A 26,450-nucleotide genomic window follows, 5' to 3' on the forward strand; every position below is an offset into this window, starting at 1 on the left:
CGATTAATCATCAAACTCATCGGTCGTGTAATAGTCTCTAAACCTTTCTTCAAATTCACTCATAGCCGATTGTTTCGCTGGTCGAGAATATGGATGGTTAGCGCCACCGGACAGTCGTGATTGTTTATAAAAACTGATTTTCTGATACAGTCGGTTTATTAGCTGACTAAGCGTGAAAATTTCATCATCTGACTCATGCACGTCTTTCACTAACGATCTCCATATCTCAGTATCGCCACCCATGCCCATCTTGAACAAGATCGCCTCGGCCCAATCATGAACCTCTTGCTCGTGAATCTGGATTTTATGAAAAGTCTTTTCTTTAGCCAATTTATCTAAAGGGGCGACTTGAGCCCTTTGGCTGCGGCTCAACCGACCTTTTTGAGGTTGTCTATTAAAATTATCTCTTTGTGTTTGCGCTTGAGCATATAAATCAGGAACAGGAGGCGCCGTTTGCGGTGAAATCATCGCGTTATTTTCTAAGTGCAAGCTTCCCTCAACGTTATTGCTGTTGTTATTCATTCGACGGCTACTCAAACTAATTACCTTGATATGATTACTAGATAAATGATGAAGTATCGTACTGGTTGCACCGCTACTAATACCAGTTAACGACTTAAGCTCAGCATATGTAGTTTGGAAGTTGCCATTTCTATCGGCCAGCTCTGCCAAAGCCATTAATAAAAACTTGCTTTCACCTACTACTGCTTTTAGGTCCCAAACCATACTGGTCATCTTGCTCGACATTCTATAACCCTCTAACGAACTCATAGTTAAATTATCGTCGAGTCGAGATGGATTAGCAATGAGTTGTGCACTCTGAAACTTTGGCTTCTTTAGATAAAAGAGCGTTTTCATAAAAGCAATGTAGAAAACCGAGTGTACCAGACAAACCCAAGTGTTTCTTGCAGCCAATTCTTACACACAAAAATGCCCATTACTATTTTATCCAAGGCATTACTTAATAAAGGCATGAGGTGCAATTGCGTTCACCATAGTTCAACGGCCTATCATTGATTAAAAAGTTGCTCTACCGTGCTCATTGGCAAAAACATACCAATGCGTCAATTGTGCTCGCACAATACTTCAAATCCAAACTTTGCATAGAATGTTTGAGCAGCAGATGAAAGACAATCGACGACAATAGCGTACGCTCTCATGTGGTGATTCACTTCCCACAAGTAATTTAATGCGCGAATTTAACTGATCTTCCTAAGTCCTGAACCATGAAATTCTTTGTGCACAGCTAATTGAGCTAATAAAAAAACCGGTACTGGATATCTAGGTAGTTTCTTTGCTCTCTGTATTGGCAGTGTTGAGTAAGTCACGCTACATAGTCATTTCCCGCCAATTAAGATTGTTAACGGGCTATGCTATAACTCGAATTACACTTTTATAGCCTTTGGGATTCACATCAACGCCTTGGCCAACGCGCAAACTAAATCTAAAAGTAGGATATAAATCCAATTATACTGAGTTAAATGGGAATATAGTCCCACATTTAACTTAATGGAGTTGCTTAAATCTCAAGATGAGATTATATTCCCAGTAATGATTAAATAATGGGAATATAGTCCCTTAGATTGGTGATATGGCTAAGCGTAATTTGCACAATGTACTGTTTCCAAAGCAGCGCAAAATCCTGACTCATTTTGGTGAAGACCTGCTGTTGGCGATGAAACGACGTGGTTTTACAAAGAAGCTGCTGTGTGAACGTACTGGATTTGATCATAAAACGGTGAACAAAGTCTTCGCAGGTGATCCTGGCGTTGCCATAGGCACTTACTTAAAGGTTATGGCCGTTCTTGGCATGGAGAGTAATTTTGCAGAAGTGGCCGCCCATGATGAGGTGGGTATCAAGCTGCAAAATATAAAATTACTGGAAGGTTCAAGATGAGCCGTGAAATCGTTGAAGTCTATGCCGACTGGCTGCCAATGGAAGCGCCTTTGCTAATAGGGAAGCTTGCTTACAGCGATTCAAGCAGGGGTGGCGTGTTTAGTTTTACCTACGATAAAGTATTTTTAACTTCAGCCTATCGCTTGCAAATTGATCCAATCCTGACGCTTCACTCCGGTGAACTCTACAACGATGAAGCCGATAAAAACTTTCGTGCATTTCTCGATTCATCGCCTGATAGATGGTGGAGTCGTGCACTTTGGTATCGCATTGACAATGTCTTCGTTAACTAAAAGCGAGCGGTTAACTAACCTAAGCTTTCTCTAACATCTGAGATAGTAATAAAAAGCTTATTTTCTGTATCACTAAACGCCTGAAATCCATATCTTTCATAAAAGTCTTTTGCACCATCTTTAGCATCAACAATCACGACTGGAAACGCAACGCTGTCGCTCGCAGCTACCAGCTTTCTTAGTGCATCAATAAGTAACCACTCACCAAAACCTCTCGCTTGATATCGATTGTCAACAGCCAGGCGAGCGATAAGGCCACCCGATGTCGAAGAATGGTGCTTTTCTTGTAGCCTATCGGGTAATGCCTTTAAGTCAATTGGTGTCATTGTGAGTGTATAAAAGCCGATGATATGTGAATTGTTTCTATCATCTTCCAATACGAAAGTTCTAGTATTGTCTTTTTTTGCTTGTTGACTCGCCATCACCTTTAAATAGTTATTTAGCTCATCGATACCACAGTTGAACCGGTTTCTATCGTGTTTAGCTTTATCGAGAAGCACCGAGTTCATCATTGTGTTTTATTCTCGTACCGATCAGACGCTGCTTTCAATTTGGCATTCGATTTAGCTGGACGATCTAGGGCATCCATCAACAGCATCGCGTCAGCCTGACTCAATTTTAAAGCCTGCTCACGCTCAATCACTTGTTTGGCTTTTTCAATTGCCGCACTCAATACAAAAGAGTTGATACTGGACATACCGGCTATTGCCGCAGCCTTGGTCAGCAAGTCTTGGGTATCGACATCCACCCGAGCAGTAATACGAGGTAAAGTAGTGGCCATAATGCTTCTCCTTCTGTGTCAAAGTGGCACATTAATATTATTACCTTAAACTCGACAACAAGCAAGATACGTGTCACTTTGGCACCTATTTCAAACCACTCTATTTCCAAAGAACAGATCATTTCCCTCAACCTAAATACTGTCTGGCTCAGACTCTCGTAAATTACCGGGTATATTACCAATTATTCTATAAGTTTATTTTTATATAACCATGTATACCTAATTATATTATACGGCCCTCTACACCTCTAAAGCCTTATACCACAAGCCCTAACATCTTCATCTATTTGTCAAAACCCTCTCACTCCCCCCGATTTTGGAAATAAAAATTCACTGATATTTTGGTAATGAACTCCCCAAAAGATTCCACGTCTTTGGGGAAGTCACGAATCCAATCAGCTGACCAAGGAGGGTGTAATGAGCAAATTCACTGCACAACAAAAACGAAATCGCGGCAACAACAGTGGCGGGGTTGCGCCTGATGCGCAGCGCATTGCCACCACCCTGGCCATTGCACTGCATCGTATTCATCGCAAAGGCGATTCTGATACGGTTCGTAAACGCAAAGTTGTTACGTTTCTGACTTGGTGGCTGACGCATGAGCTGATTAATAGTGACAACATTGCGCACCTTCCAACACTCACACGCGTGACTGGCAAGGCTCAATGTGAGGCGCATACGCTAAGGCCTGTGCGCACCAACAATGTCACTAGAGTGGAATACGCCCTCTGCTATCTCCATAAGGGGGGCTCTGAATATTTATGGCAGCCCATTCCTGATGCGTTTAATGCGCTATTTGTGGACGCCTTGTCATCGAGTTCAGGGGCATTGCTCACGGATAAACAGCATCAAGCGCTGTGCGAGGATCTGTCTCGCAAGTGGAAAACGCTAGGGAAGCTCGCCTGTTACCCTCGCGTGAGAAAAGATCGCTTGTTTCGCTATTGGATGCACATGGGGCAAAGCGATTCTAAACTCTCTACCATTGCAAAAAGCGTGATGCTACCGCGTCATCAAGACCACCATCATCAAGCGAAGTCGTACCAACGAGAAACCAGCGATCAGATACGCTTTAAGGTATTTGAGGCGCACAATCGTTATTTCAAACGCATTACGGATGCAATCCGTCTGTATGAGTTAACGGAGTTCTTTGGCTTTGTGTTTAAGCCAGAGACAAAGAAACCGGATTATCTAAAACACAGTGGCACCATTGCGCAACTTGAGCGAGTGCAAACCAACGGCACCTATGTGTATAAACCCATTGCGCCCATTGTGATGGGTTCTGACAGAGCGCTGTCGGTGGACGATACACGGCAGTTTTTTCATGTGCTCGCCGATAGCGTCAGTGAGGCGTATCGCACTGTGTCGACGCCAGAGGGGCTCAGACACTATTACAATCTGCGCACCTATCAAATCACGTTTCAGTTTTTAATCCTGACCGGCGTGAGGCCCACGCATGCCATTTCAATAGACGCGAGCCAGTGTTATGACTGCCGCCACGCTATGGTGTTCGACAAAGGGCGCTATCGCACTGTGTGGCTGTGTGATTTCTTCTCACAGGCCCTTAAAGCGTACTTAGCTTTGCAACACGTTGTGTGTCTGCACCTATCACTGACCCCAAACACCTTGTGTCTTTGGTACCTGCTGGATGAGAATTTCAAGGCGCAGCCACTCACGGCCAAAACCGTTCGACTGGCAATGCAGTCGTTTTCACCCGATGCGTCTGTGGTGCCTTATCAGCTTCGCCATACCTTTGCACAAATGGCGTTGACCGCAACCCTACCGACTCTATCCACGCAACTGATCGACCGCTTAATGGGGCACAGTGAGTTTGGTGAGCACTTAGGCAATGAGCACCGCTTTCCGGCGAGCCAGCACATTGCCCAAGACCACTTGAATCGGCTTGCCCATCAGCTAGGGCTCGATTCGCCTAGCACGTTCAGAAACACCCTAAACCAAAGCACATCTCACACCTGCGAGGCCCATCATGAAGAATAAAGGATTAACCGTGAGCCATATTCAAGATCACCTTCATAACATGGGGCTCGAGGCGCTAGATAGCGCTCACTATGACACGATCATTGAGCAGATTGCGCTCTATAGCGACACCTCTCGTGTGCTCACTCAAGCCTCGCTTGACCCCATTCAAGCGACGATCAAGAGCACCTTTGGGGGACGTCAACGCCTGCTAAAGCGCGCGCTCAATCATGTGTTGCTCTATCTTGAGCAAGTGTGCCAATGGCAACTGCCAGAGCAAAAGGCGCATGTGTATCGAGATCACAAGCATCAGTGGTTGGTGCAGGTGATGAAGCATGCCCAATTAGGCGGCGCATTATTTGGGCACTATCAACGTGCGCCTTGGGCCGAGCGCGTCAAAACTCTATCGGCGTGTGAGCTCATCTCACTGCTCGCCATCGAAGTGGCTCCACTTCCTTTGGCGACGTGGCTGGCCGTGCTGCGCCGTGACCGTAGTAAGAGCAAGGGCAAGGGCAAGGGCAAAAAACCTCGCATCGAAGTCATCGACGATAGGCTCACACTGGCTCTTTGGCACCCTATCAAGCACAAACAGCAACTGCTTAGCTTTACGCGCTACGCTTTAACGCCTGTCGCGTACGTGGCACTGCAGCACTATTGGCGACGCAGACAACCTTCGCACCGCGTCTCTGAGCCCGCCTTGTTAGCGGGCCTTGATGACATGGTGCGTGCGCTGGTGCCTGGCAATCCACTGCTCGCACGCACTTATGCTAAGCCCATAACAGCGAGACAGTGGCATTTGGCGATGCAGGCCATTTGGCATTGCAAGCATCAGTACCCGCCAGAGCTACTCTTTGATATGGCAGTGCCGAGCCGTCACTGCGCGTTTCATCCTGTGCTGCCTAGCAAGGCGCATACCCGAGAGGCGTTAAAACAGCTGTATGTGTTACCTCGCCACGCGAATTCTAGTGGGTCTGTGCCCAGTGCGAGAAAACGCGGCGCACAGTGGCCCCATCGTGCCTTGTTAAAACGATCAAAAGATGAGCCAAGGGCGAGTCTTAAGGCGCAGCTCGCCGCAGAGTCGCCGATAGAATGGCCCTTCGATGACGTTGTGCCCGCCTTGATGTATCTGTTTACCCGTGAGTTGATTGTGCATGGCGGCGCAATTTGTCCTAATCTGGGTCATAACACTTTGTACAAATACACTGGCATTTATTCAAAGCTACCCCGCCCGCTGTCGTACCTTGAGGCGAGCGATCCTCATAAACTCGATGATTGGGCCAAAACCGCGTTCGAGTCACAAGAGAATGAGGCGCAGCAATGGTTGGTGTACAACTTCCTTCGCAGTGTGTCGCAGCAAGCCCTGACCGATCATTTGGATGTCAGTCAGTTTGAGTGCCCTACTCTGCCAAAGAATGTCGATGCCTATAGGCTGCGAACCGATCACGTGCATCACGCGGCGCATCATCTTCTGGAAAGTGACCACGGCACTCATTTGCAACGCTTGTGCAGCGCAGTAGCATTGCTGCTTGGTTTTTACGGTGCACTTCGCCGCGGAGAAGTGCTTAGGCTTCGCCTGCAAGATGTGATGCGCCCCTCGGCCACCGGTACGCAATTTCGCCTGAATATTACGCAAACCCTTGAGGGAAAAACCAAGAACAGGCAATCGCGGTTTGTGTTCGTGGTCATGCCTGAAAGCGCGGCCAACTTAGTGGCGCTTCTCATTCAAATCAAACAGTCTTGCGCACCGCACACCCCGCTCATCGGCTTTGAAGGTGAAACCTTAAGCTCAAGGGAGCGTCACTATCTGTATCCAGTGACGCAAGTGCTCAAAGCGCTGTATGGCAATCAGGTGCGTTTTCATCACCTGCGCCATTCCGGGGCGCACCTTTTGTTTTTACAAGGGATAAGCCTTGCGTGCGACTTTCACTCGCATGCCCATTGCGATGGCATGAGTGAAGAGCTGCTGACCAAGGAGGCGTGCGAGGCCCGCTTTGCTTTTTGGCTCGAAGAGAAACCGTTCTCACAGATGAACGATGGCATTTTACTCGATGTGATGAGTGATCAGCTCGGTCATCGCTATTACGCCACGACTCGCCAGAGTTATCTGCACGGCGCGGAGTGGCTTCCTGAGTGTTTCTCTCACCCCAAAGCGTATAAAATTTGCGCACTGCAAGCCCTATTAGGTAAACGCACTGCGGCCTATTTGCTGTCACATCCCAAGGTAGCGAAGCAGCTTAGCCAAGCGCCGAGCGGGCAGGATGTCGTGACGCTAAGCCAGAACATGCTGATCGACGCGCTACTGACAACACCCTCAGGGCGACGTCTTCGTTACTACTACGCGCCCGATACACCCGCCATTTACGGCAGTAACGAATTGGTCAGAGAGTGGGACAATCGCGCGCTGTATAACTCGTATCAAACCCATTACGCCAGCGCTCGCGCGAAAGGGGTAACCGCGCTTGACTGGCAAACCCGTGAGCTGCTTACCGCCCTTCAAGACGGCAGTGAGCGCTTTAGCGACATCAGTGTGTTTTGGCAGCGATGCGGCCAGCATCGCTCGTTTGGGCTCTCAAACCGACAGCGCACCGCGCTGTGCGAGCTGGGTCCAATCACAGTGACAGGGGCGCGCACCTTTACCGTGAGCTTTGCGTGCAATCAAAAAAACAGTGAAGCCTTTAACGCGCTGTTTCGCAGCCATTTATTGGCGTGCTTTGATGTGTCGTTTCATCTGGCGCAAAACCGAAAGCAGCCTCCAGAGCGAAAGCTTGCGCTGATTAAAAGGCGTTACGCCAGAGGCTCTGAGCCCATTACGGTAGAGACCGTGCCTTGTGGCAGCAGCCGCTTTACCGTGACCTTCACCTTCACGTTGCACAGTCCATTACTGTTTGACTTCATCATTCACTCTCTTACTTAAGGTGGTCTTATGCTTACATTTCATTCCCAGTATCACGTGCAGCTTAAAGCGTTTGTGGAGTCCCTTAACCTTAAGGGCCCTGAAAGTGGCGTCACCTTTGTGGTGGATCGCAAGGCGAGCACCTTGATCCTCATTGCCGGCTGCGCGTCGCACCTGCATATGATCGCCTTGACTATTGATGATGAGTGCAGCCTGAAAACCGGGAAATTCACCATCAATGCCAGCTTGTTTAAAATGTTTTGCCAGCCACTGTTTGAGAGCTGTACCCGAGCGGAGTCCATTCATCTGAATGTGGAATATCAAAACCGCCGACTGCCGATGCTAACCATGATGGTGAACCAGACAACCTGGCGTGATGCGCAGGCCATACCGGCCAATGACACCCATCTTGAACTGTTAAAGACGGTGCAAAGCGCCGGGTTTGAGCTCGTCTCAAAATGCTGGCTTGAAAGCGCGCTCAGTCACACCCTCGCCCACCCTGCACTGTCACTCTTTAGGCTCAATCATCGCAAGGAGCAATTAGAGATCATCAGCGAGCAGACGCTGCATACTTTCGACGTGCCGTATCAAAATAACCCCAGTATTGATCTGCAGGTGGATAACGCCAGTGTCGCGGGGTTAAAAGCGCTGTGTCGCCACTCTCGCGCTCACGGCATTTATGTGTGCGTCGATAGCGAGGTGGCGTATTTCTCCGATGAGATCACCACTGTGTGTTTTGCGCTGCACTTTGATGAGGCGGATATCAAGGCTAAGCCCATTCAATACCGTATGGAGTCGACATTTAGCGTACATGCGGGCGAGCTCACCGCGTACAGCAAAGTCGATACCTTGCATCAGCAAAACCAAACCTCGCTGTATGTGTCGCCAGAGGGCATTTTGATTGGCAGTGCCACCGATAAAGAAGCCTGTCATAGGCTGTTTGAAAACAAAGTCCCGTCAAACAATGCGCCAATGCTCTATAGCCTGAGAGCCACCGAGTTTAAACAGGCGCTGTCGCAGTACAGAAAACTCTCCACCAGAGAGGTGTATCTGCAAGTGCTGCTTGCCCCTGATGGCAGTCGTGTCTTGGGGCTGTATAAAGACACCGGCGCAGAGCATCCTTATTCGACGGTGGCGATTGAGTTAAGCCCGCAAGGGTTAGCGTCCATCGAGGAGACCATTGAATACCATCAAAGCATGAAACCGGCGCAAAAGGATCTGTTTAGCGACTTTAACGATTAACTATAAAAACAAAGGCTTAGTGTCGATTTTGGAAATAAAAAGGCGATGTTAGGCTAGAGGTAAAAATAGAAAAGAAGCAGGAGGGCTATCTAAAAGAGAAAGTGAAAAGTGAAAGAAGAAAAGAGAAAACTCGCAGTTGGAGAGAAGTGGCGGCCACCACTTCCCTCCGTACCGGCTGCAGGAACTTTAAACCAGAACCAGCCGATGGATAAATTCTAACGAATGCCATCGGTTTAGGGTAGCACTTAATTGATGGAGGCCATTATGGCTCACATTCGTATCCGTCCGAATGGACGCATTCAGTTTGATTTACACCTTTATGGGACGCGTTTTCGCGAAGGCACTAAGATGATGGCAACGCCAAGTAACCTTGCCAAGGCCAAAGCCATGCTTAAACGCATGAACGCGGAGATAGACTTAAATTGCTTTGAGTACCGCGATTATTTTCCGCACAGCAAAAAGGTTGCCAAATTCGAGCTTTTGCAGCGTGGCAAACACCCCGACCGTTTGTACCCTTTCTTTGAGGACTTCGCGAAAGAGTGGTACCAGCGCCAAATTCCTAAGTGGAAATCCAGCTATCAAAACACCATGCGCAACATTCTGGAGCGTTACTTGATCCCCGAATTTGGTAATACGCTGATGAGTGAGTTTACGCTGGCCAAAGTGGATTTTTATCGCAATCAATTGATGGAAGACACCAAGCCTGACGGCACAAGACGACTGTCGAATCGCCGTATTAACAGCATCTTATGGCCCATCATTGCCATGGTGGGACTGGCCGCTGACGAATTTAAATTTGAGTATCCGCTTCGTCGCTATCGCGCACTAAAGGAAGAAAAGGCCAACTCGAAACCGCTCACCATTGCCGAAGTGAAGCGCTTTTTAGCTGCGGTGGATGAGAAGTGGAGAGATTACTTTATTTTGCGCTTTTGGACAGGCATGCGCAGTTGTGAGGTGCATGGTCTTTTATGGAAGTACGTGGATTTTGACCATCGCCTCATTCAAGTCAGGCATAACTATGTCAATGGGGAGCTGTGTGATGTGAAAACGCCTAAATCAAGACGTGATTTGAAGATGTGTGATGCGCTGTTTGCGGCATTGAAACGTCAACAAACGCGCTGTGACGTTGACAGTGACTATGTATTTACCAATGACAAAGGATTGCCATTAGATACTCATTGGATAAGTAAAGGCGTTTGGTATCCCACGCTGAAAAAAGCCGGACTTGCCAAACGTAGAGCCTACGAAACGCGTCATACGGCGGCGGTGCTTCATATTGCGGCCCTAGAAAACCCGCTCTATATTTCACAGATGCTTGGGCACAGCGATACGCAACTACTGTTTGAGGTGTATGCCCCTTATGTCGCCAATGCTTCGCGAAATGACGGCAGTGCGTTTAATGCATTGATGAATAAAGAAGGGCTTTAGCGTTCTTTCAATGGCTCACTTGAAAAACTTGAACAGACAACCTGAGATGTAACTATGCCAGCTTAGTTACATCTCGGAAGAGTGAAACATTAGCTGTCAGATCGGTTTTAAATTTGTTTAAGCTCTTTCGTTTAAGCCTGCTACGTCGTCAATTGATAAATTAATTAATGGCATTGGTATTACAAACCTATATTGCATAATATTGTACTAAAAAAAACGGCAACTAACATGAAGCTAGTTGCCGTTTAAATACTTTGCGCTGTGGCAATAAACTGAAATTCCTACCCAGCCGAATAATGACTCGATTAAGCTAGTAAAGAAATAGTATAGTTAAGAAATAATTTTACTTATTGTAAAACTCTTTGTACCACTGAACAAACTCCGCAACACCCTCTTTGACCGTTACTTTAGGCTGGTAGCCTGTTGCTTTGAACAAGTCTTGAGTATCTGCGTATGTTTGATAAACATCACCAGGTTGCATGCCTCGGAAATTTTTGTTCGCTTCAATGCCTAATTCATCTTCAATGGCTTTAACAAAGTCCATCAAGTTAATTGGCGAGCCATGTCCGATGTTGTAAACCGAATACGGCGCAGAGCTTGTAGCGGGAGAGCCTGTTTCTACTGTCCAATCGGGGTTACGTTGCGGAACAACATCAGCAATACGAATCACACCTTCAACAATATCATCCACATGCGTAAAGTCTCGCCACATATCACCATTGTTATTAATATCAATGGTATCACCATCAAGAATCTTCTTAGTAAAGATAAACGGTGCCATATCTGGGCGGCCCCAAGAACCATACACAGTGAAAAAACGTAAACCTGTGGTTGGGGTATCGTATAAATGTGAGTAGCTATGTGCCATCAACTCATTAGATTTTTTAGTCGCCGCATAAAGAGATACTGGGTGATCAATAGAATCTAACGTTGAAAACGGTGTTTTAGCATTCAAGCCATATACCGAACTAGAAGAGGCATAAACCAAGTGCTTCACTTTATTATGACGGCACCCTTCTAAAATATTAAGATGCCCCACCAAGTTAGAGTCAGCATACGCATGAGGATTTTCAATTGAATAGCGCACACCTGCTTGCGCAGCAAGGTGAATCACTTTATCAAACTGTTGTTCTAAAAATAGCTTAGCGACAGCTTCACGATCAGCAATATCAAGCTCAATTAACGTGAACTTTTCATGTGCAATGCGCTCTAGGCGAGCGTGTTTTAACGCCACGTCATAGTAATCATTTAGATTATCGACGCCTACAACGTCATACCCTTTAGCTGTCAATTGCTCAACAACGGCGCTACCAATAAAACCCGCAGCGCCAGTGACTAAATATTTCATATTAATTGTCCTGAATTACATTTTACAGAAGTACTATTTTGAGATGTTAAGATTAAAGCTTCTTTGTAGAAGATTTATTAATACTCACTTTACTTCCCTTTAAATAAACATGTTCATAGCAGTAATTGGTCGCATCGATATACCCTTCGACACTACCGCAATCAAAACGTTTACCTTTGAATTTATACGCGATAACACAACCAGATTGAGCCTGCTTTAGAAGTGCATCTGTGATTTGAATTTCACCACCTTTACCAGGTTCTGTCTCTTCCAAAATATCAAAGATATCTGGAGTTAAGATATAACGACCAATGATGGCAAGGTTACTTGGCGCACTGCCTTGCTCTGGCTTTTCAACCATATCAGTGATGCGTATAAGATCATCACTCAAGTGTTCGCCCGCTATTACCCCATACTTATGAGTTTCAGATTCAGGCACCTCTTCCACTGCGACAATCGAGCAACGAAACTGTCGAAAAAGCGCTGCCATTTGCTCAAGTACACCTTGACTTTCGTTAATACATAAATCATCAGCCAGCACTACAGCAAATGGGTTATCACCCACTAACTCTTTACCGGTTAAAATGGCGTGTCCTAAGCCTTTCATCTCACGCTGACGAATAAAGGTGTAATGCGCCGAGTCAATCAATGAACGGATATCATCAAGTAACGGTTCTTTATTGGTATCTTGAATTTGATGCTCAAGCTCATAATTTTTATCAAAGTGATCCATGAGTGAACTTTTACCACGGCCAGTTACAACTGCCATGCTGGTCATGCCTGCTTGGATAGCTTCATCAACGCCATATTCAATTAACGGTTTGTTGACGATAGGCATCATTTCTTTTGGCATTGATTTAGTTGCAGGCAAAAAGCGGGTACCGTAGCCCGCAGCAGGAAATAAGCAGTGTTTAATCATATCTAGCCTTAATAATAGTATTGTTTTAAATGAGCCCTATTGTGAACTCTATTTATTAATAAACATTCTTGCTGTTCACTTTACTAGCACATATAAATCATAGATGGATAATTTAGAACTAGGAAGAGTCTATTCGATGAATGTCTAGACAATAAATTTAAAGCCTAAACATTGTATTGAATTAACACTTAATCACTGCCAAATAAGTCACGTGTGTACACTTTTTCGGCAACGTCTTTGATTTCATTTACCATGCGGTTAGAAACGATGACATCACAGCTTGATTTGAACTCTTCTAATGACTTGATGACTTTTGAATTGAAGAATGTAGCCTCATCCAAGACTGGTTCATACACAACAACTTCAATGCCTTTGGCTTTAAGGCGTTTCATGATTCCTTGAATGCTAGACGCTCTAAAATTGTCAGAACCAGACTTCATAATCAAACGATAGATACCTATAACTTTAGGGCTACGCTTTAAAATAGAATCAGCAATAAAGTCTTTACGAGTAGTGTTTGAATCAACGATTGCACCAATAATATTATTTGGCACATCTGCATAGTTTGCACGCAACTGTTTAGTATCTTTAGGTAAGCAATAACCACCATAACCAAATGAAGGGTTATTGTAATGGTTGCCAATACGAGGATCTAAACCAACACCCTCGATTATTTGACGAGCATCTAATCCTAATGATTCAGCATAACTGTCCAGTTCATTAAAATAAGACACCCACGGAAAAATCACGAACATCCCCGTCAATAAAGGCTTGCCAGAACCTTCAAAAGGTACTCAGAATCCATCGCACACATCGCTCTTTTGTGCTTAATACTCGCTTTCAAAGTCGTTTCACTCTTCAGCATGTTCAAACACATCTGTCTGATCCTTGCAAAGTTCTCTGCACTTTCTTCTGCCCGTTTTCGGCACGCGTCTTCACCAAATGTCGTATCGAGAGACCAATGCATCGACTCGACCAACCAATGTGAACGCGTTGCATTTAACAATTCCTTAGCATTTAAATCTTTCGAGCTAATGTAGTATCTCACTGTGATTTCTGACTCTTTCGCCACTGTTTCCTCTTGTCTAACAGAAACGACGATACCCATTGTTTTTAGCTCTGGCCAGTCAAACGCCAAATCACCTAAAACACTTAAATCCGTGTTCGTTAATGCCAACCTGGTTTCTTGTCTACCTCGGGATTTTTCTTGCGTGCTGTAAGAGTCGCCATCGTGTTTTTGGAGCATGTTCATATCGAAATAATTATCGAATGCTTGCTCCAAACGACCTTGATTTCCTTTTACCGCCAACAAATAATCTGCGTTTTTGTTTAGTATTTTTTGAGCGATTTTCTTTTGGCATCCCATAGCATCAATAGTGACCAAGCAGCCTGATATATCAAGCAGTTCGAGCAACTCTGGAATAGCGGTGATCTCGTTGGATTTTTCGTAAACTTTGTGTTGTCCGAGACTAACGCCATTTTCAGTCGCAAAAGCGTTCACCATGTGAATTGCGCCAAGACCGCGAGAGTCATCATAAGAGCCCCTGACAGTCTTACCATCAATGGCTATCACTTCACCTTTGGTTAACTCACAGCAATCTTTCATCCACTCAATGAAGCATTTTTGAAGTCGAGTCGCACTAATCATACCCATCGTTCTAGCTATCGTCGAAGTAGATGGAACACCATGACTAAAATCGCCAAATCGCTTCAAGAAATCCAACTTAGCTTCACCGTAAAGACTAATCGCCTTCCAGTCATCTTGACCAGAAAGCACAGCACAAATTGTTAACAGAATGATATCAGTTAACTTGTGCTCGACTTTGCCTTGTTGTCGGTAATCTGGAATGACATCGAAATGCATAAATGGGTGCTGGTTACTCATTGTTGGACCTCCAATTTATCTATGGAGGTATTAGATAACACTGAAAATGATCTACAAATCGATCATCAGATCATTGATTGTTATGTGATAACGCTAACGAATGAAGTTCAAAAATTGTGAACTCAATACGTCACGAAGCCTTTAAACATGGGCATCTACATGATTTTTCCCTGATAAGACACCCGCATAGCTAAATAAGTATTGGAGAATAATTTAATTCCCTCTGCTTCAGTTGAGTCAGTGAACAACACTTTTATGTCTTCTTTTACTGCACCTTCAACTAGGAGATCGGCAAAGACTTTTGCGCGTTCACTTTGCTCACCAACGATAATGCGAGAGGGATGCAAATTATCATACAAGGCACGACCTTCACGTAAAAACTCAGGAGAAAAGATTAAATTAGCACAGCCTAATTCCTCTTTAATACGAGCTGTATAACCAACAGGCACTGTGGACTTAATGACCATAATGGCATTTGGATTAAATACCATTACATCTTTAATGACAGCCTCAACGGAAGATGTATTAAAGTAGTTGGTTTCCGGATCATAATCCGTAGGGGTAGCAATCACTACATACTCTGCATCACTATAGGCCAACTCTTTGTCTAAGGTAGCCGTGAAGTTTAAATCTTTATTCGCTAAGAAATCTGATATTTCTGCATCCACTATAGGTGATTGTCTATTGTTTAGAAGATCAATTTTCTCTTCGATGATATCTACAGCAGTAACTTAGTGGTTCTGAGATAACAACATAGCATTGGAAAGACCAACATATCCTGTACCGGCGATTGCAATTTTCATTTTTTACCTACTTAATAGCAGACTTAACAGCCTGCAAATATTTCTGAATAACTATTTTTTCGTCAAATTCCTTCTCAACTTTAATTCTACTTTCATGACCCATCAATAACCGCTCATGATGAGAATTATTGATCATAAGATCTAATTTATCGACAAGACTAGACGTACTACGAGGCTCACACAAATAGCCATTGATGCCATCATCAACGGTTTCTCGGCAACCGACATTATCAGTTGTAACGATAGGCTTACCCATTGCACATGCTTCCAATAGTGACTTAGGTACCCCTTCACGATAGAAAGACGGCAATACCATACAGTCGACTTGTGCTATTTCTTTTTCAACAGAATCAGAGGTACCTAAGTAATTAACAATACCTTCATCTACCCAAGATTGCATATCTTGTTTAGATACAGCTGAAGGATTATTAACATCAAGAAAGCCCAAAAGCCTAAATTCGACCTTATCACCGTGCTTTTCTTTTAACTCACGAGCGGCTTCTACATAGTGCCCAATGCCTTTGTCGTAAAGCATACGAGCAATAAGCAAAAAGCGAACAACACCATCATCTTCGCTAGGAGATAAGGAAAACCGAGTCAAATCTGCACCAGAACCTGGCACTCTATCTGTGATATCAAGCGGTGCTAATTTATGCTGAGCGAACAACTCTTTATCTTCATTATTTTGGAAGAAAATGGTATGTGCTTTAGGTTGACTAATTCTATACAAAAAACGAGCAAGTTTGGCTGTGATATTTTCATTGATAAATACCATACCCAGTCCTGCAATGTTATTAATAGATTTAGTCCCAAAAAGTGACGCGGCTAAAGTACTATAAATATTATTCTTTGGCGTAAAGTTCAGAACTACATCCGGACGTATTTTTCTATATAAACTAACAAACCCAAAGAAAGTACCAACATCTTTAACTGGATTAGTACCACCTTGGTCAATTTCAATAGGCTGATACTCAATTCCTAAGTCTACTAGCTTTTTAGAATAATCATCTTTGGGAGAAACAGCGATAACTTGATAACCTTCTTTGACCAAGGCTAATATTGTATTTTTCCGAAAGTTATAAAGATACCAACTAGTATTAGAAGTAATAACTACGGTTTTTGATGAACTCATTTTTGATATTAACCTTTATATTCTGAACCAGTACAACTGGATATCTAACTTTGTAATTTATCTAAATTGATTGAGTTTGAGAGCACGGAAATCGCATGAACATCACCGTTATGCAACGCTTCCGAGAACCTTACTTAGGTAGTTTTCATCGTAAGCGATTAATTAACCAGTGAAGTATTAATCAGCTTCACCGATTTCAATGTTCCACGGCATGAGATCCGACATGTCATCGGTTGGAGTTCGCACGGAAAAATCACGAACATCCCCGTCAATAAAGGCTTGCCAGAACCTTCAAAAGGTACTCAGAATCCATCGCACACATCGCTCTTTTGTGCTTAATACTCGCTTTCAAAGTCGTTTCACTCTTCAGCATGTTTAAACACATCTGTCTGATCCTTGCAAAGTTCTCTGCACTTTCTTCTGCCCGTTTTCGGCACGCGTCTTCACCAAATGTCGTATCGAGAGACCAGTGCATCGACTCGACCAACCAATGTGAACGCGTTGCATTTAACAATTCCTTAGCATTTAAATCTTTCGAGCTAATGTAGTATCTCACTGTGATTTCTGACTCTTTCGCCACTGTTTCCTCTTGTCTAACAGAAACGACGATACCCATTGTTTTAAGCTCTGGCCAGTCAAACGCCAAATCACCTAAAACACTTAAATCCGTGTTCGTTAATGCCAACCTGGTTTCTTGTCTACCTCGGGATTTTTCTTGCGTGCTGTAAGAGTCGCCATCGTGTTTTTGGAGCATGTTCATATCGAAATAATTATCGAATGCTTGCTCCAAACGACCTTGATTTCCTTTTACCGCCAACAAATAATCTGCGTTTTTGTTTAGTATTTTTTGAGCGATTTTCTTTTGGCATCCCATAGCATCAATAGTGACCAAGCAGCCTGATATATCAAGCAGTTCGAGCAACTCTGGGATAGCAGTGATCTCGTTGGATTTTTCGTAAACTTTGTGTTGTCCGAGACTAACGCCATTTTCAGTCGCAAAAGCGTTCACCATGTGAATTGCGCCAAGACCACGAGAGTCATCATAAGAGCCCCTGACAGTCTTACCATCAATGGCGATCACTTCACCTTTGGTTAACTCACAGCAATCTTTCATCCACTCAATGAAGCATTTTTGAAGTCGAGTCGCACTAATCATACCCATCGTTCTAGCTATCGTCGAAGTAGATGGAACACCATGACTAAAATCGCCAAATCGCTTCAAGAAATCCAACTTAGCTTCACCGTAAAGACTAATCGCCTTCCAGTCATCTTGACCAGAAAGCACAGCACAAATTGTTAACAGAATGATATCAGTTAACTTGTGCTCGACTTTGCCTTGTTGTCGGTAATCTGGAATGACATCGAAATGCATAAATGGGTGCTGGTTACTCATTGTTGGACCTCCAATTTATCTATGGAGGTATTAGATAACACTGAAAATGATCTACAAATCGATCATCAGATCATTGATTGTTATGTGATAACGCTAACGAATGAAGTTCAAAAATTGTGAACTCAATACGTCACGAAGCCTTTAAACATGGGCATCTACATGATTTTTCCCTGCCCAATCGTATTTCACCAAAATCGCTAATGCCTTCCCAGGTATCTGACCTGACAAAACACCACAAATTATCAGCAAAATTATATCGGACAATTTATGATTAACTTTTGCAGCTTGGCGGTAATCTTTAATCGTTGAGAAGTGCATAAATGGATTGGTCATTTTTGTCATTGTCTGGCTCCAAATGAATATGAAGCTATTAGACAGCAATCAAAATGATCTACAATCTGATCCTTTATTAAGCAATACAGATGTGACGTATATGATGAAATAAGTAATAAATGGACTAGTGTTTGAAAAATTTTCGCTGGCTTAACCCTTTAAAAATGGGAATGTTCATGCGATTTCCCTGAGGAAGACTTGAACCCATTTATTAACGCTGGTTCTACTTACCTTAAGAAACTTGGCAATCTGAGTGCGAGAGTGCCCGTCTTTGAAATGAGCAAGGGCCAGCAATCTCATTTTCATCTGCATGGATTTTTGCTGGCTCGCAATTTTTTTTAAGTCGATGTCGTTAAGGCTATCCATAGCGATTAGTCCTAATTGTGAACGCCTCAATTAGATCATATTTTTACTTAGATTGGTATAATAAAGAACCAAACAAGGTATCAATCCGCATTAGCCTTAAATTAGGTTTGTACTCGGTTCTGAGATATGGTATCTACATTTAGTTAGAGGTGAAAGGGGCGTAAAATACATGAGTATTTTGTATTTTCCTTTCATTACAAATGACGTAAATTTATAGTGACTAAGACTATTTTGTCAGTATTGATTTCCATATGTGACTGCGCTTTGAAAATAACTCCCGATAGTCAAATTGTTCAGATGTTTCTATACTAAATTTTGAGCTTTGCCTATATTCATAACTATTGAATAACTTTTCAATCATTTTAGCCAAAGTTGTATAATCTTTTTTCCTATGTATAAAATTTTTTTGTATCAACTCTGGAATACCGCCGGCATTGCTTGCTACTATAGGCAATCCACAATTCATCGCTTCTACGATAGAACGTGGAAGTCCTTCTTGCAGAGATGGCTGAATATATATATCTAGCGATGCCAGCCAATCTTGAACTTCTTTACCTGGTTTTTTCGTTCCTAGAAACCTTACTCTAGACTCAATTCCCTTTATACTGTTAGCCCAACGAAGATTGTCACCAGGACCAAGAACATTAAGCTCAACGTCATATCCTTTATCTAACAGTAATCGAAGGGCTTTTAAAGCATCAGAAATCCCTTTGTGAGGAGAATCAAGGGAACCTATTAGACCTAAAGAAATTCTTTTTGATGGTGTAAACTCCTTTATATGATGAACTTTTGTATCACAGTCGATTTCGACGTCAGAAACTCCAAAGGAATTACCATTAGTCGGATATCTACTTTGTAAAAAACTTGAAGTGACATAAACCACATTTGGACAATCTAAAACTGCTTTCCTATTTCTATAATAAAATACTGGCGCATATAACTTTGCTTCTAACCTTCCATAGTGATAAAGCGCATCCCAAGGACAAGCTACAAATTCAATAGCATAAGGAATACCAAGTTTTTTTGCAGACTTTACAGCTAGCAAACCAATTTCACTTGGAAGCCTTGCTATAACAAAATCATAATCGGCGATAATTTCGCACATAGAACTAAGGTTATTACTAAATAGTTCTATTGGATTAGATAGGTTTTTAAATCCAATAAAGTTAATAACTTCATTATTTATTCCATTAAATTTGTTGTCACACTCAATAGTAGATAGTTCCGTTTGCTCGAATCTCGATACTACAGTAATTAAATCTGAATGATTTAAATAGAGATCAAACATCTCACGCTTAACTTTCCCCTTTGAATAAACATTATTATCACTATTTACTATAAACCGATGGTCATGTGCAAAAATTGTTTTCATCTCAAATCTCTTTTAAAACTTTACTTGGAATACCAGCAATAATGACATTGCTATCGTAAACATTATTTACTACACAACCAGCAGCAACTATAGTCCTGTCAGAAAGTCTGCTTCCAGCTAAAATTCTGCTTCCGCAACCTATCCATACATCAGATCCAATACTAATTGATTTTAACTCAAGATTATTATACTTTATAGGATTTGTTTGATCACTCCACATATGTTCAAACGTAATAATTGAAGAATTGTGCGCAATAGACACGTCACTACCAATATCTAATCCCCCTTTTGCATCTAGGTAACAATTCTCATGAATTGATATATTGTCATCCAGTGTTAGTTGTTCAAATCCTTTAATAGTCACATTAGAAGCAATATAAATGTTGTTCCCACACCTACACATAGACTTTAAAATTATCAGTCTAATAAAGACACCAATCTTTGTCGGAAAATTTTTAAATATTTCAAAAAATAACATTCTAAAACAAAGCGGCAATACTCTCAATACAGAAGATAAAACAAATATAAATGGATGAAGCACATAGGTTATACTTCTACCAGTAAAAAAATTATGCATTTCTAAACACTCCTATAAAAACGAAGAGTTTAAAAATCATACTTGACAACCTATTTCTTTTATAATATTTGTTTTTAGCTAAAAATTTTAATCTTAAAAAGAAGCCACTTCTTACTAAGAATAAATCGTCACAAGGATGGTCATAATTTAGTTTGTTTAAGCAATTTATTATTGATAGTGATTCCTTGATTTGTAAATTTCTTTTATTTACATCAAACAAATTCTTAATAGCACTAAGAGTTTTACCAAAGCCTGAACTAGAAGCACCTATAACATTCCTATCATGCTGTCTATAACTTATACGAGGCTCTGTATCATAACTTACATTACCTAATAAGCTTGCTACCTTGATAATCAAACTATCATGCATAATGATATCTTTTTTATCTATCATCTTATATACGGATAAAAGTTCAGTCCTAAATTCGTTAGTGAATGCCATAGTACAACCAGTAGCACCAGATTCGATCAGGCTATTTTTGTATGTAATAAATGTTCTTTGATTAATGATCTTGATAGGATTTAGAGCTTTATCTACCACCTCAAGAGCAGAGCAATATAATTTAGAGTTGTCATTCGTCAAAAATTGTGTAGCCGTTGAAATCTTATTTTTGAACCAAACATCATCTTGGTCACAAAGGAAATAATAATCATAATCATCGATCATCGATATTAATTCAAAAAAACTATCAATAACACCCACATTTTGTTCTTGATAGACTTTCGTGTTCGCAGGGTTCATCTCGCGAATAAGTTCAACCGTACCATCTTTGGAACCGTCATCTCTAACATGTATATCAACGTGAAAATCAGTGTCTTGATCAAGAATAGACTGAAGTTGCTCCTTTATAAATTCTTCACCATTATATGTGGAAAGTAAGATAGCGATTTTTATCATGTGTAAATCTCTAGGAAAATCTGAACATTAAGGGCAGCAATGGCGATGAAAAAAAAGAAATAATAGTTAGTGAACAATGCAACCCACCAACAATAATTAGCTTAGAGACATCAGTATTTTTAACTTTTGCTTCTGTTTCATTTATAAAGTCTGCACAAAGAAAAGGAAATAATGGTAATAACCAATAATAGTTACGGAAACTGAATGCCATTTCTAAGAGCAAGACACAATAGACTGATAGCAATATGATTAGTGGCAACCATCTTGATTTTTTTATACTTTCAAAAAAAAACGCACTAAAGAATAAGGCTACCATAACAGGCATTATTGTAGGTATTCGACCAAATAGATTTAGACTGTAAAATGAATACTCAGTACTCTGAAGATACATTAATATCCTATTTAAATTATCACCAAACAAATTACTTGGAAGGAAATTCACAATATAAACTATAGATCCAATAATCCCTAACGGTCTAAACAAAGCTATTAAAGTGAATATTATTGATGTGTATAATATATATTTCAACCATTTTAAGGAAATTAATCTGGATATAATATATAATATATATACTACGAGTACTGACCAATGAAATCCAAATGAAATAACTGCTAATACAAAAAATAAAGCTAGTTTTTGTCTAAATAGAAATGAAAAAGAAAACAAAAGAAATAGAAGAGCATAAGCTTGTCGATATGCGTTGAAAAATAAATCTAGATATGTAGAGCTAAATAAAAGTAGAACTAAAGTTATAGACCGAGATTGTGAGCTAGTAAATATCCACACAATACATGAAACAAAAGCTAACATTAGCAATACAATAACTTCATTGAAAGCAGTAGGAGACACATCAAGTACGGATAAAAGCCAGTATAGAGTACGAAAAGAGTAATCAAACCTAAAATTAGAAGGAGATGAAACATAATCAACATATGCTTTTAAATAAGTTGGTTCATCTACACCATAGCCATCTCTGGAATATATAAATAAGATAAATATAATTACTGACAAAACAAAAGTTGTGTTGTCGATAATTTTACTTTTTTTATAGTTTGCATACAACGATAATAGCAGTAGGCATATATATACTAGAAAGTATAAAGTAAGTAATTCATTTCTAAATATAAACATTATAAATACCTATAGCTCTGTACTTTCTTGTCCATCAAATAACTTTCTTCCTTTCAAAGTTATATATCTGTAAAGCATATAGTAGCGTCTAAATTTCCATGCCTTATGTATTACTCTTGAAAACAACGAGTGATAAAGTCTTACCGAAAATGATGCTTGGCTTTTTATTTCAGGAGTAATACTGCCCCCAATCAACGTGAAACAACCTACTTTATCATCTATTCTTTCTTTGCATAAATTGCCTGCTGAGTATTTTTTCCAACCAAGATGCTCAACATTGATTCTTCTTGGTGTTCTACAAGAATATAATTCAGGCCTAAGGTATCGGATGTGATCTGGGTAAAATTTAGGTGAAAACTCGATTGACCAGTCCCATCTATATATTGCTGCAGTGGTGTCTACTTGAGATACAAAAAGATTACCAATCATCTTATTTTTATTATACAGTGATTTCTCTTGTTCAAGAATATTTGCAAGCTCAGGTTCAGACTTTAAATAATCCCAGTTTAATGATATTCCTAACTTGCCTATTGATATATTCTTGTTCATTTCCTCAATTAGATACGTTAACCAACAAGAACTAGATGGATTACATTGTGAAAAATCAATATCACCATCGGTCAAAACAAAATAGTCTGTTTTAAATCGGGAGCAAATGTCCATAATTGTTTCGTTCAGACCTAATATCCATCTATTGGTGGAGTTTCTTTTAACAGAAATATTTTCGATTTCTTCAAGTTCAGTTAATAACTTTCTGTGAGCGTTTAATTTAGAGTTATTATCCACAATAAATATATGAATATCTATACTAACTGTATCTAAAATTGACCTTACGGTCGTCTCTAGATCTTCGCATTCATCCTTGGTCATAATTATAATTGGAAAGGACATTTAAAAATTCTCTTCCAAAAAAACTTTTTCAAGTTTATCTATATCATATGTGAATGTTTTAACTGTACATTTTTTAATACAATCTGTTATATCTTGTGCTTTCACTTCATTAGATATAGTTAAAAAATCTTCATATGGCCTATTTGTTGTAGAATAGTAATCAATAAACTTATAATCCCCCCCAGTTATTTTGTCACTAAGTATAATTCTTTTATTTTTTATTCCATATGAATCAGCCAAGATCAGTCCATGCATGGAACTAGAAAGAATGTGATCACACTCCATTAACTCATCAATGAAACTTTTTGGTGATTGTCTTACTGAGATTATTTTTCCACCTAGTTTAATTACTACTTCTTTTATGGGGTGGTCTTCATCTACATAATGTAACACTAAACCAAGAGAGTGCGTTTTTGATACTTCAGGTAAGTAAATTTTTGGAAACAATACTGCAGGATCTCCTAAAGGTAAATCATCCAATTTGATATCAAAATTTTCTTCAAGAGCTTTCTTTGTCAGTTCCCCACGCACAACCTTTACTTGCCCAAGCGATTTAATATGATTTATGTATTCTCGCTCTATTAGTCCACTACCAAGAACAGTCGTTTTTTCATTCATATTATGGATTACACTACCTACGACAAGATAGTGCGGTAACTTTGAACATCCTCGTGTATTTAAAACTTTCTTATTCGAGTAATGCTCAATTAAGTCTAAATTTAGAACATCACCAACATTTGTAATTCTACTATAATATTTAACAAAAACAACTTTTCCCAATTTGAATTTTATGAACGCAATTAACAAATCAACTATAGAAATTATCTTATTCATTTTTTCTCACTTTATTCTTTAATAAATCAGTCAACATCGATTTATCTTTTTTATCGTAAAAAAACACAGACAAAACAATCAATATCGAAAACTGAGTAAGCATTACCAAAAACAACTCTGACATATTATTAACTACAACATACTTATTAAATAACTTACAAAATAATAAAGAAACAGCAAACATTATCAGTCCTTTCAACTGGGCATTAAAAAAAGTGTTGTAAGAAATACCCAGGCATTGAGATACATATAAAGGGGAGAATATAGCATTCTTGAGTGTTAATGAAATAAATGTTCCTAAAACCACAGAATACACACCCAGTTGAGTATAATTAGCGGTGTAATATGATATAGTCAAACCTAGTAATCCACAAAATAAACTAAATAATGCAGGTATCTTCACTTTACCAATTGCTACATTTACAGAAAATATAGGTAGCATTCCTAAACTAAGCAATATACTCATGAGCATATAACTAAGGAGTTGACCATGTTCCGAGTACGTTTCCCCTAACCAGTACTCCATTAATGAATACGAGTTCATTACAACTACAGCAATGCTAACTGCAATACTCAAGGTAAGAAACCCAATAAATGTTTTAGTTACTGATATTATTTTATCATTGTCTTGATTTGCAAAATAAATCATAACCATAGGGCCAGTTACTCCAGCAAAGACTAAAGCAAAACTTTTAACTACATTAATAATTTGCATTATAGCTGAATACACACCAGCTTCATAAAGTCCAACATATCGATTCAGTATAATTAGATCAACTTTTGATAATAGCAAAAAACCCAGTTGATTTACTAATATCCAACCTCCGAATGCGCTTATTTCTTTAAACTTTCCAAGATCAAAGCATGATAAGTTATACTTAAGCTCTGGTGTTAGTCTTCTTGATATTATTAAAGTCATAATTATAACAACAATACCACTAATAACTGATGCTATTCCTATTGCTGTTAGACTAACTTCCCAATATAAAAATAAAATCACAATAAAAAGCACTCGTGAAATAGCACGTACTATTTGTAAAGATTGCATTATATCTAGGCGATTTGTTGCATACATAGATACTGACAAAACTGAAGTTACAAGCGATAGAGAAAAATTAGCAAATACCAATATAAACAAATTCTTCGCATCCTTAAGTATATTGTCAGGGATACTAATTACTTTATCTAAGTTTAAAATTGGATAATATACCAGAATAAATTGAAATATTGCAAACATCGTCATTAGTGACAATGCCGTACTAAATATTATTTTAGCATCAGTATATTGCTTTTTTTCTATTGCAACAGTTAACAAACGATTTATTGATGACGTTATTGATTGTGTTATGACGTTTATATAATCGGTAAATATCATAGCCATTGGAATTAAGCCATAAGCTACAACACCTAACTTACTCACTAAGTAAGGTGTTAATAATATTCCAACCAATACATTACAAAGAAAAGAAAAGAAATTTATAGCTATATTTTTTGAAACTTGTTTTTTCATACCCTAGGCTTCATTTCAAGTGGTAAAGCAGCGCTGTCTTTTTCGGATAGTAACAGATCTTTATTATCAGCAATAGGCCAGTCGATATTGATCCCGGGATCATTCCACATTATTGAAACTTCAGCATCCGGATTATAATAATCGGTACATTTATACACGAACTCAGTTTCATCACTCGTTACGTAGAAACCATGCGCAAATCCTTCAGGAACCCATAATTGACGCTTGTTTTCCGCTGAAAGATATACACCAACCCACTTTCCAAATGTAGGTGAGTCATTTCTAATATCGACAGCAACATCAAATACTTCACCAGAAACCACACGTACCAACTTGCCTTGAGTATTTTCAGTTTGGTAATGAAGCCCCCTTAAAATACCTTTTTTTGATTTTGAGTGATTATCTTGAACAAACTGTGTAGGCTTGCCCGTAACTAATTCTTCAAACTTCTTCTGCTGCCAGGTTTCCATAAAGAAGCCACGTTCGTCACCAAATACTGAAGGCTCTATGATTTTGACATCGGGAATTTTTGTATCAATCACTTTCATT

At 40.4% G+C, this 26,450-nt stretch carries 22 protein-coding genes and 5 pseudogenes; 6 read left to right on the top strand and 21 right to left on the bottom strand.

Annotated features, from left to right (window positions below; genetic code table 11):
- Nucleotides 1-3: 3 nt before the first annotated feature.
- Both OCU56_RS15610 and OCU56_RS15615 read right to left on the bottom strand, forming a co-directional pair.
- The gene (locus OCU56_RS15610; RefSeq protein WP_261874878.1) at nt 4-771 is read right to left on the bottom strand and encodes a hypothetical protein; all 768 of its coding nucleotides are present in this window, start codon (nt 769-771) and stop codon (nt 4-6) included.
- Nucleotides 772-1,064: 293 nt separating this feature from the next.
- Nucleotides 1,065-1,331 (bottom strand): annotated as a pseudogene (locus OCU56_RS15615) (GNAT family N-acetyltransferase); the annotation flags it as partial.
- A 260-nt stretch (nt 1,332-1,591) separates the two neighbouring features.
- On the opposite strand from OCU56_RS15615, the gene OCU56_RS15620 reads away from it, so the two are divergent.
- Nucleotides 1,592-1,897 (top strand): helix-turn-helix domain-containing protein, encoded by a 306-nt coding sequence (locus OCU56_RS15620; RefSeq protein WP_141346783.1) that lies wholly within the window; start codon nt 1,592-1,594, stop codon nt 1,895-1,897.
- Entirely contained in the window at nt 1,894-2,190 is a 297-nt protein-coding gene (locus OCU56_RS15625; protein WP_261874879.1) for a hypothetical protein, read from the top strand. The genes OCU56_RS15620 and OCU56_RS15625 overlap by 4 nt, the downstream gene beginning before the upstream one ends.
- 14 nt (nt 2,191-2,204) lie before the next feature.
- Here the strand turns inward: OCU56_RS15625 and OCU56_RS15630 are convergent, their stop codons facing one another.
- Both OCU56_RS15630 and OCU56_RS15635 read right to left on the bottom strand, forming a co-directional pair.
- On the bottom strand, nt 2,205-2,702 hold the full coding sequence (locus OCU56_RS15630) for a GNAT family N-acetyltransferase (protein WP_261874880.1): 498 nt from the start codon (nt 2,700-2,702) through the stop codon (nt 2,205-2,207).
- Complete coding sequence (locus OCU56_RS15635; protein ID WP_261874881.1) at nt 2,699-2,971, bottom strand: type II toxin-antitoxin system TacA family antitoxin; 273 nt, start codon at nt 2,969-2,971, stop codon at nt 2,699-2,701. The genes OCU56_RS15630 and OCU56_RS15635 overlap by 4 nt, the downstream gene beginning before the upstream one ends.
- A 417-nt stretch (nt 2,972-3,388) precedes the next feature.
- Between OCU56_RS15635 and OCU56_RS15640 the strand changes: the two genes are divergently transcribed.
- The 4 genes from OCU56_RS15640 to OCU56_RS15655 all read left to right on the top strand — a co-directional run bounded on the left by OCU56_RS15640 (nt 3,389) and on the right by OCU56_RS15655 (nt 10,508).
- Complete coding sequence (locus tag OCU56_RS15640) at nt 3,389-4,966, top strand: site-specific integrase (RefSeq protein ID WP_261874882.1); 1,578 nt, start codon at nt 3,389-3,391, stop codon at nt 4,964-4,966.
- Nucleotides 4,956-7,859: a site-specific integrase gene (locus tag OCU56_RS15645; protein WP_261874883.1), complete on the top strand. Its 2,904-nt coding sequence runs from the start codon at nt 4,956-4,958 to the stop codon at nt 7,857-7,859. Before OCU56_RS15640 ends, OCU56_RS15645 begins: the two co-directional genes overlap by 11 nt.
- Before the next feature lie 9 nt (nt 7,860-7,868).
- The gene (locus tag OCU56_RS15650) at nt 7,869-9,080 is read left to right on the top strand and encodes a hypothetical protein (protein ID WP_261874884.1); all 1,212 of its coding nucleotides are present in this window, start codon (nt 7,869-7,871) and stop codon (nt 9,078-9,080) included.
- A gap of 264 nt (nt 9,081-9,344) precedes the next feature.
- Nucleotides 9,345-10,508, top strand: a complete 1,164-nt coding sequence (locus OCU56_RS15655) for a site-specific integrase (RefSeq protein ID WP_261874885.1) — start codon at nt 9,345-9,347, stop codon at nt 10,506-10,508.
- Nucleotides 10,509-10,851: 343 nt separating this feature from the next.
- On the opposite strand, the gene OCU56_RS15660 is transcribed toward OCU56_RS15655, so the two are convergent.
- The 17 genes and pseudogenes from OCU56_RS15660 to rfbC all read right to left on the bottom strand — a co-directional run bounded on the left by OCU56_RS15660 (nt 10,852) and on the right by rfbC (nt 26,449).
- Nucleotides 10,852-11,856 carry an NAD-dependent epimerase gene (locus OCU56_RS15660; RefSeq protein ID WP_261874886.1) on the bottom strand — a complete coding sequence of 335 codons (1,005 nt, stop codon included), beginning with the start codon at nt 11,854-11,856 and terminating at the stop codon, nt 10,852-10,854.
- A 52-nt stretch (nt 11,857-11,908) separates the two neighbouring features.
- Complete coding sequence (gene galU, locus OCU56_RS15665; RefSeq protein ID WP_068697997.1) at nt 11,909-12,775, bottom strand: UTP--glucose-1-phosphate uridylyltransferase GalU; 867 nt, start codon at nt 12,773-12,775, stop codon at nt 11,909-11,911.
- A gap of 188 nt (nt 12,776-12,963) precedes the next feature.
- Nucleotides 12,964-13,509 (bottom strand): annotated as a pseudogene (locus OCU56_RS15670) (UDP binding domain-containing protein); the annotation flags it as partial.
- A 26-nt stretch (nt 13,510-13,535) separates the two neighbouring features.
- Nucleotides 13,536-14,660, bottom strand: a complete 1,125-nt coding sequence (locus OCU56_RS15675) for an ISAs1 family transposase (protein ID WP_261874852.1) — start codon at nt 14,658-14,660, stop codon at nt 13,536-13,538.
- A 173-nt stretch (nt 14,661-14,833) separates the two neighbouring features.
- Nucleotides 14,834-15,463 (bottom strand): annotated as a pseudogene (locus tag OCU56_RS15680) (UDP-glucose 6-dehydrogenase); the annotation flags it as partial.
- 7 nt (nt 15,464-15,470) lie between these two features.
- Entirely contained in the window at nt 15,471-16,595 is a 1,125-nt protein-coding gene (locus OCU56_RS15685) for a glycosyltransferase family 4 protein (protein WP_261874887.1), read from the bottom strand.
- A gap of 268 nt (nt 16,596-16,863) precedes the next feature.
- Complete coding sequence (locus OCU56_RS15690) at nt 16,864-17,988, bottom strand: ISAs1 family transposase (RefSeq protein ID WP_261874852.1); 1,125 nt, start codon at nt 17,986-17,988, stop codon at nt 16,864-16,866.
- A 175-nt stretch (nt 17,989-18,163) separates the two neighbouring features.
- Nucleotides 18,164-18,330, bottom strand: a pseudogene (locus OCU56_RS15695) (transposase family protein); the annotation flags it as partial.
- 180 nt (nt 18,331-18,510) lie between these two features.
- Nucleotides 18,511-18,633, bottom strand: a pseudogene (locus tag OCU56_RS15700) (helix-turn-helix domain-containing protein); the annotation flags it as partial.
- 280 nt (nt 18,634-18,913) lie between these two features.
- A complete protein-coding gene (locus OCU56_RS15705) occupies nt 18,914-20,059 on the bottom strand; it encodes a glycosyltransferase family 4 protein (protein ID WP_261874888.1) in 1,146 nt (381 codons plus the stop codon).
- Nucleotide 20,060: 1 nt separating this feature from the next.
- Nucleotides 20,061-20,636: an acyltransferase gene (locus tag OCU56_RS15710; RefSeq protein ID WP_261874889.1), complete on the bottom strand. Its 576-nt coding sequence runs from the start codon at nt 20,634-20,636 to the stop codon at nt 20,061-20,063.
- Nucleotides 20,629-21,534 carry a glycosyltransferase family 2 protein gene (locus OCU56_RS15715; RefSeq protein ID WP_261874890.1) on the bottom strand — a complete coding sequence of 302 codons (906 nt, stop codon included), beginning with the start codon at nt 21,532-21,534 and terminating at the stop codon, nt 20,629-20,631. Before OCU56_RS15715 ends, OCU56_RS15710 begins: the two co-directional genes overlap by 8 nt.
- A gap of 10 nt (nt 21,535-21,544) precedes the next feature.
- The gene (locus OCU56_RS17555; RefSeq protein WP_390904870.1) at nt 21,545-22,666 is read right to left on the bottom strand and encodes an EpsG family protein; all 1,122 of its coding nucleotides are present in this window, start codon (nt 22,664-22,666) and stop codon (nt 21,545-21,547) included.
- Between the two features lie 9 nt (nt 22,667-22,675).
- A complete protein-coding gene (locus OCU56_RS15720) occupies nt 22,676-23,557 on the bottom strand; it encodes a glycosyltransferase (RefSeq protein WP_261874891.1) in 882 nt (293 codons plus the stop codon).
- A complete protein-coding gene (locus tag OCU56_RS15725) occupies nt 23,558-24,391 on the bottom strand; it encodes a polysaccharide pyruvyl transferase family protein (protein ID WP_261874892.1) in 834 nt (277 codons plus the stop codon).
- The gene (locus tag OCU56_RS15730; protein ID WP_261874893.1) at nt 24,384-25,901 is read right to left on the bottom strand and encodes an oligosaccharide flippase family protein; all 1,518 of its coding nucleotides are present in this window, start codon (nt 25,899-25,901) and stop codon (nt 24,384-24,386) included. Before OCU56_RS15730 ends, OCU56_RS15725 begins: the two co-directional genes overlap by 8 nt.
- Nucleotides 25,898-26,449: a dTDP-4-dehydrorhamnose 3,5-epimerase gene (gene rfbC, locus OCU56_RS15735; protein ID WP_261874894.1), complete on the bottom strand. Its 552-nt coding sequence runs from the start codon at nt 26,447-26,449 to the stop codon at nt 25,898-25,900. Before rfbC ends, OCU56_RS15730 begins: the two co-directional genes overlap by 4 nt.
- Nucleotide 26,450 lies beyond the last annotated feature (1 nt).

The sequence above is a fragment of the Vibrio rarus genome, assembly GCF_024347075.1.
GTDB classification, from domain to species: Bacteria; Pseudomonadota; Gammaproteobacteria; order Enterobacterales; family Vibrionaceae; genus Vibrio; species Vibrio rarus.

Coding starts and splice junctions, on each gene's coding strand:
- OCU56_RS17555 (WP_390904870.1), bottom strand. CDS start 22,666: ATGTTTATATTTAGAAATGAATTACTTACTTTATACTTTCTAGTATAT.
- OCU56_RS15620 (WP_141346783.1), top strand. CDS start 1,592: ATGGCTAAGCGTAATTTGCACAATGTACTGTTTCCAAAGCAGCGCAAA.
- galU (WP_068697997.1), bottom strand. CDS start 12,775: ATGATTAAACACTGCTTATTTCCTGCTGCGGGCTACGGTACCCGCTTT.
- OCU56_RS15610 (WP_261874878.1), bottom strand. CDS start 771: ATGAGTTCGTTAGAGGGTTATAGAATGTCGAGCAAGATGACCAGTATG.
- OCU56_RS15650 (WP_261874884.1), top strand. CDS start 7,869: ATGCTTACATTTCATTCCCAGTATCACGTGCAGCTTAAAGCGTTTGTG.
- OCU56_RS15710 (WP_261874889.1), bottom strand. CDS start 20,636: ATGCATAATTTTTTTACTGGTAGAAGTATAACCTATGTGCTTCATCCA.
- OCU56_RS15715 (WP_261874890.1), bottom strand. CDS start 21,534: ATGATAAAAATCGCTATCTTACTTTCCACATATAATGGTGAAGAATTT.
- OCU56_RS15655 (WP_261874885.1), top strand. CDS start 9,345: ATGGCTCACATTCGTATCCGTCCGAATGGACGCATTCAGTTTGATTTA.
- OCU56_RS15675 (WP_261874852.1), bottom strand. CDS start 14,660: ATGAGTAACCAGCACCCATTTATGCATTTCGATGTCATTCCAGATTAC.
- OCU56_RS15625 (WP_261874879.1), top strand. CDS start 1,894: ATGAGCCGTGAAATCGTTGAAGTCTATGCCGACTGGCTGCCAATGGAA.
- OCU56_RS15660 (WP_261874886.1), bottom strand. CDS start 11,856: ATGAAATATTTAGTCACTGGCGCTGCGGGTTTTATTGGTAGCGCCGTT.
- OCU56_RS15645 (WP_261874883.1), top strand. CDS start 4,956: ATGAAGAATAAAGGATTAACCGTGAGCCATATTCAAGATCACCTTCAT.
- OCU56_RS15640 (WP_261874882.1), top strand. CDS start 3,389: ATGAGCAAATTCACTGCACAACAAAAACGAAATCGCGGCAACAACAGT.
- OCU56_RS15720 (WP_261874891.1), bottom strand. CDS start 23,557: ATGTCCTTTCCAATTATAATTATGACCAAGGATGAATGCGAAGATCTA.
- OCU56_RS15730 (WP_261874893.1), bottom strand. CDS start 25,901: ATGAAAAAACAAGTTTCAAAAAATATAGCTATAAATTTCTTTTCTTTT.
- OCU56_RS15705 (WP_261874888.1), bottom strand. CDS start 20,059: ATGAAAACAATTTTTGCACATGACCATCGGTTTATAGTAAATAGTGAT.
- OCU56_RS15630 (WP_261874880.1), bottom strand. CDS start 2,702: ATGATGAACTCGGTGCTTCTCGATAAAGCTAAACACGATAGAAACCGG.
- OCU56_RS15725 (WP_261874892.1), bottom strand. CDS start 24,391: ATGAATAAGATAATTTCTATAGTTGATTTGTTAATTGCGTTCATAAAA.
- OCU56_RS15690 (WP_261874852.1), bottom strand. CDS start 17,988: ATGAGTAACCAGCACCCATTTATGCATTTCGATGTCATTCCAGATTAC.
- OCU56_RS15635 (WP_261874881.1), bottom strand. CDS start 2,971: ATGGCCACTACTTTACCTCGTATTACTGCTCGGGTGGATGTCGATACC.
- OCU56_RS15685 (WP_261874887.1), bottom strand. CDS start 16,595: ATGAGTTCATCAAAAACCGTAGTTATTACTTCTAATACTAGTTGGTAT.
- rfbC (WP_261874894.1), bottom strand. CDS start 26,449: ATGAAAGTGATTGATACAAAAATTCCCGATGTCAAAATCATAGAGCCT.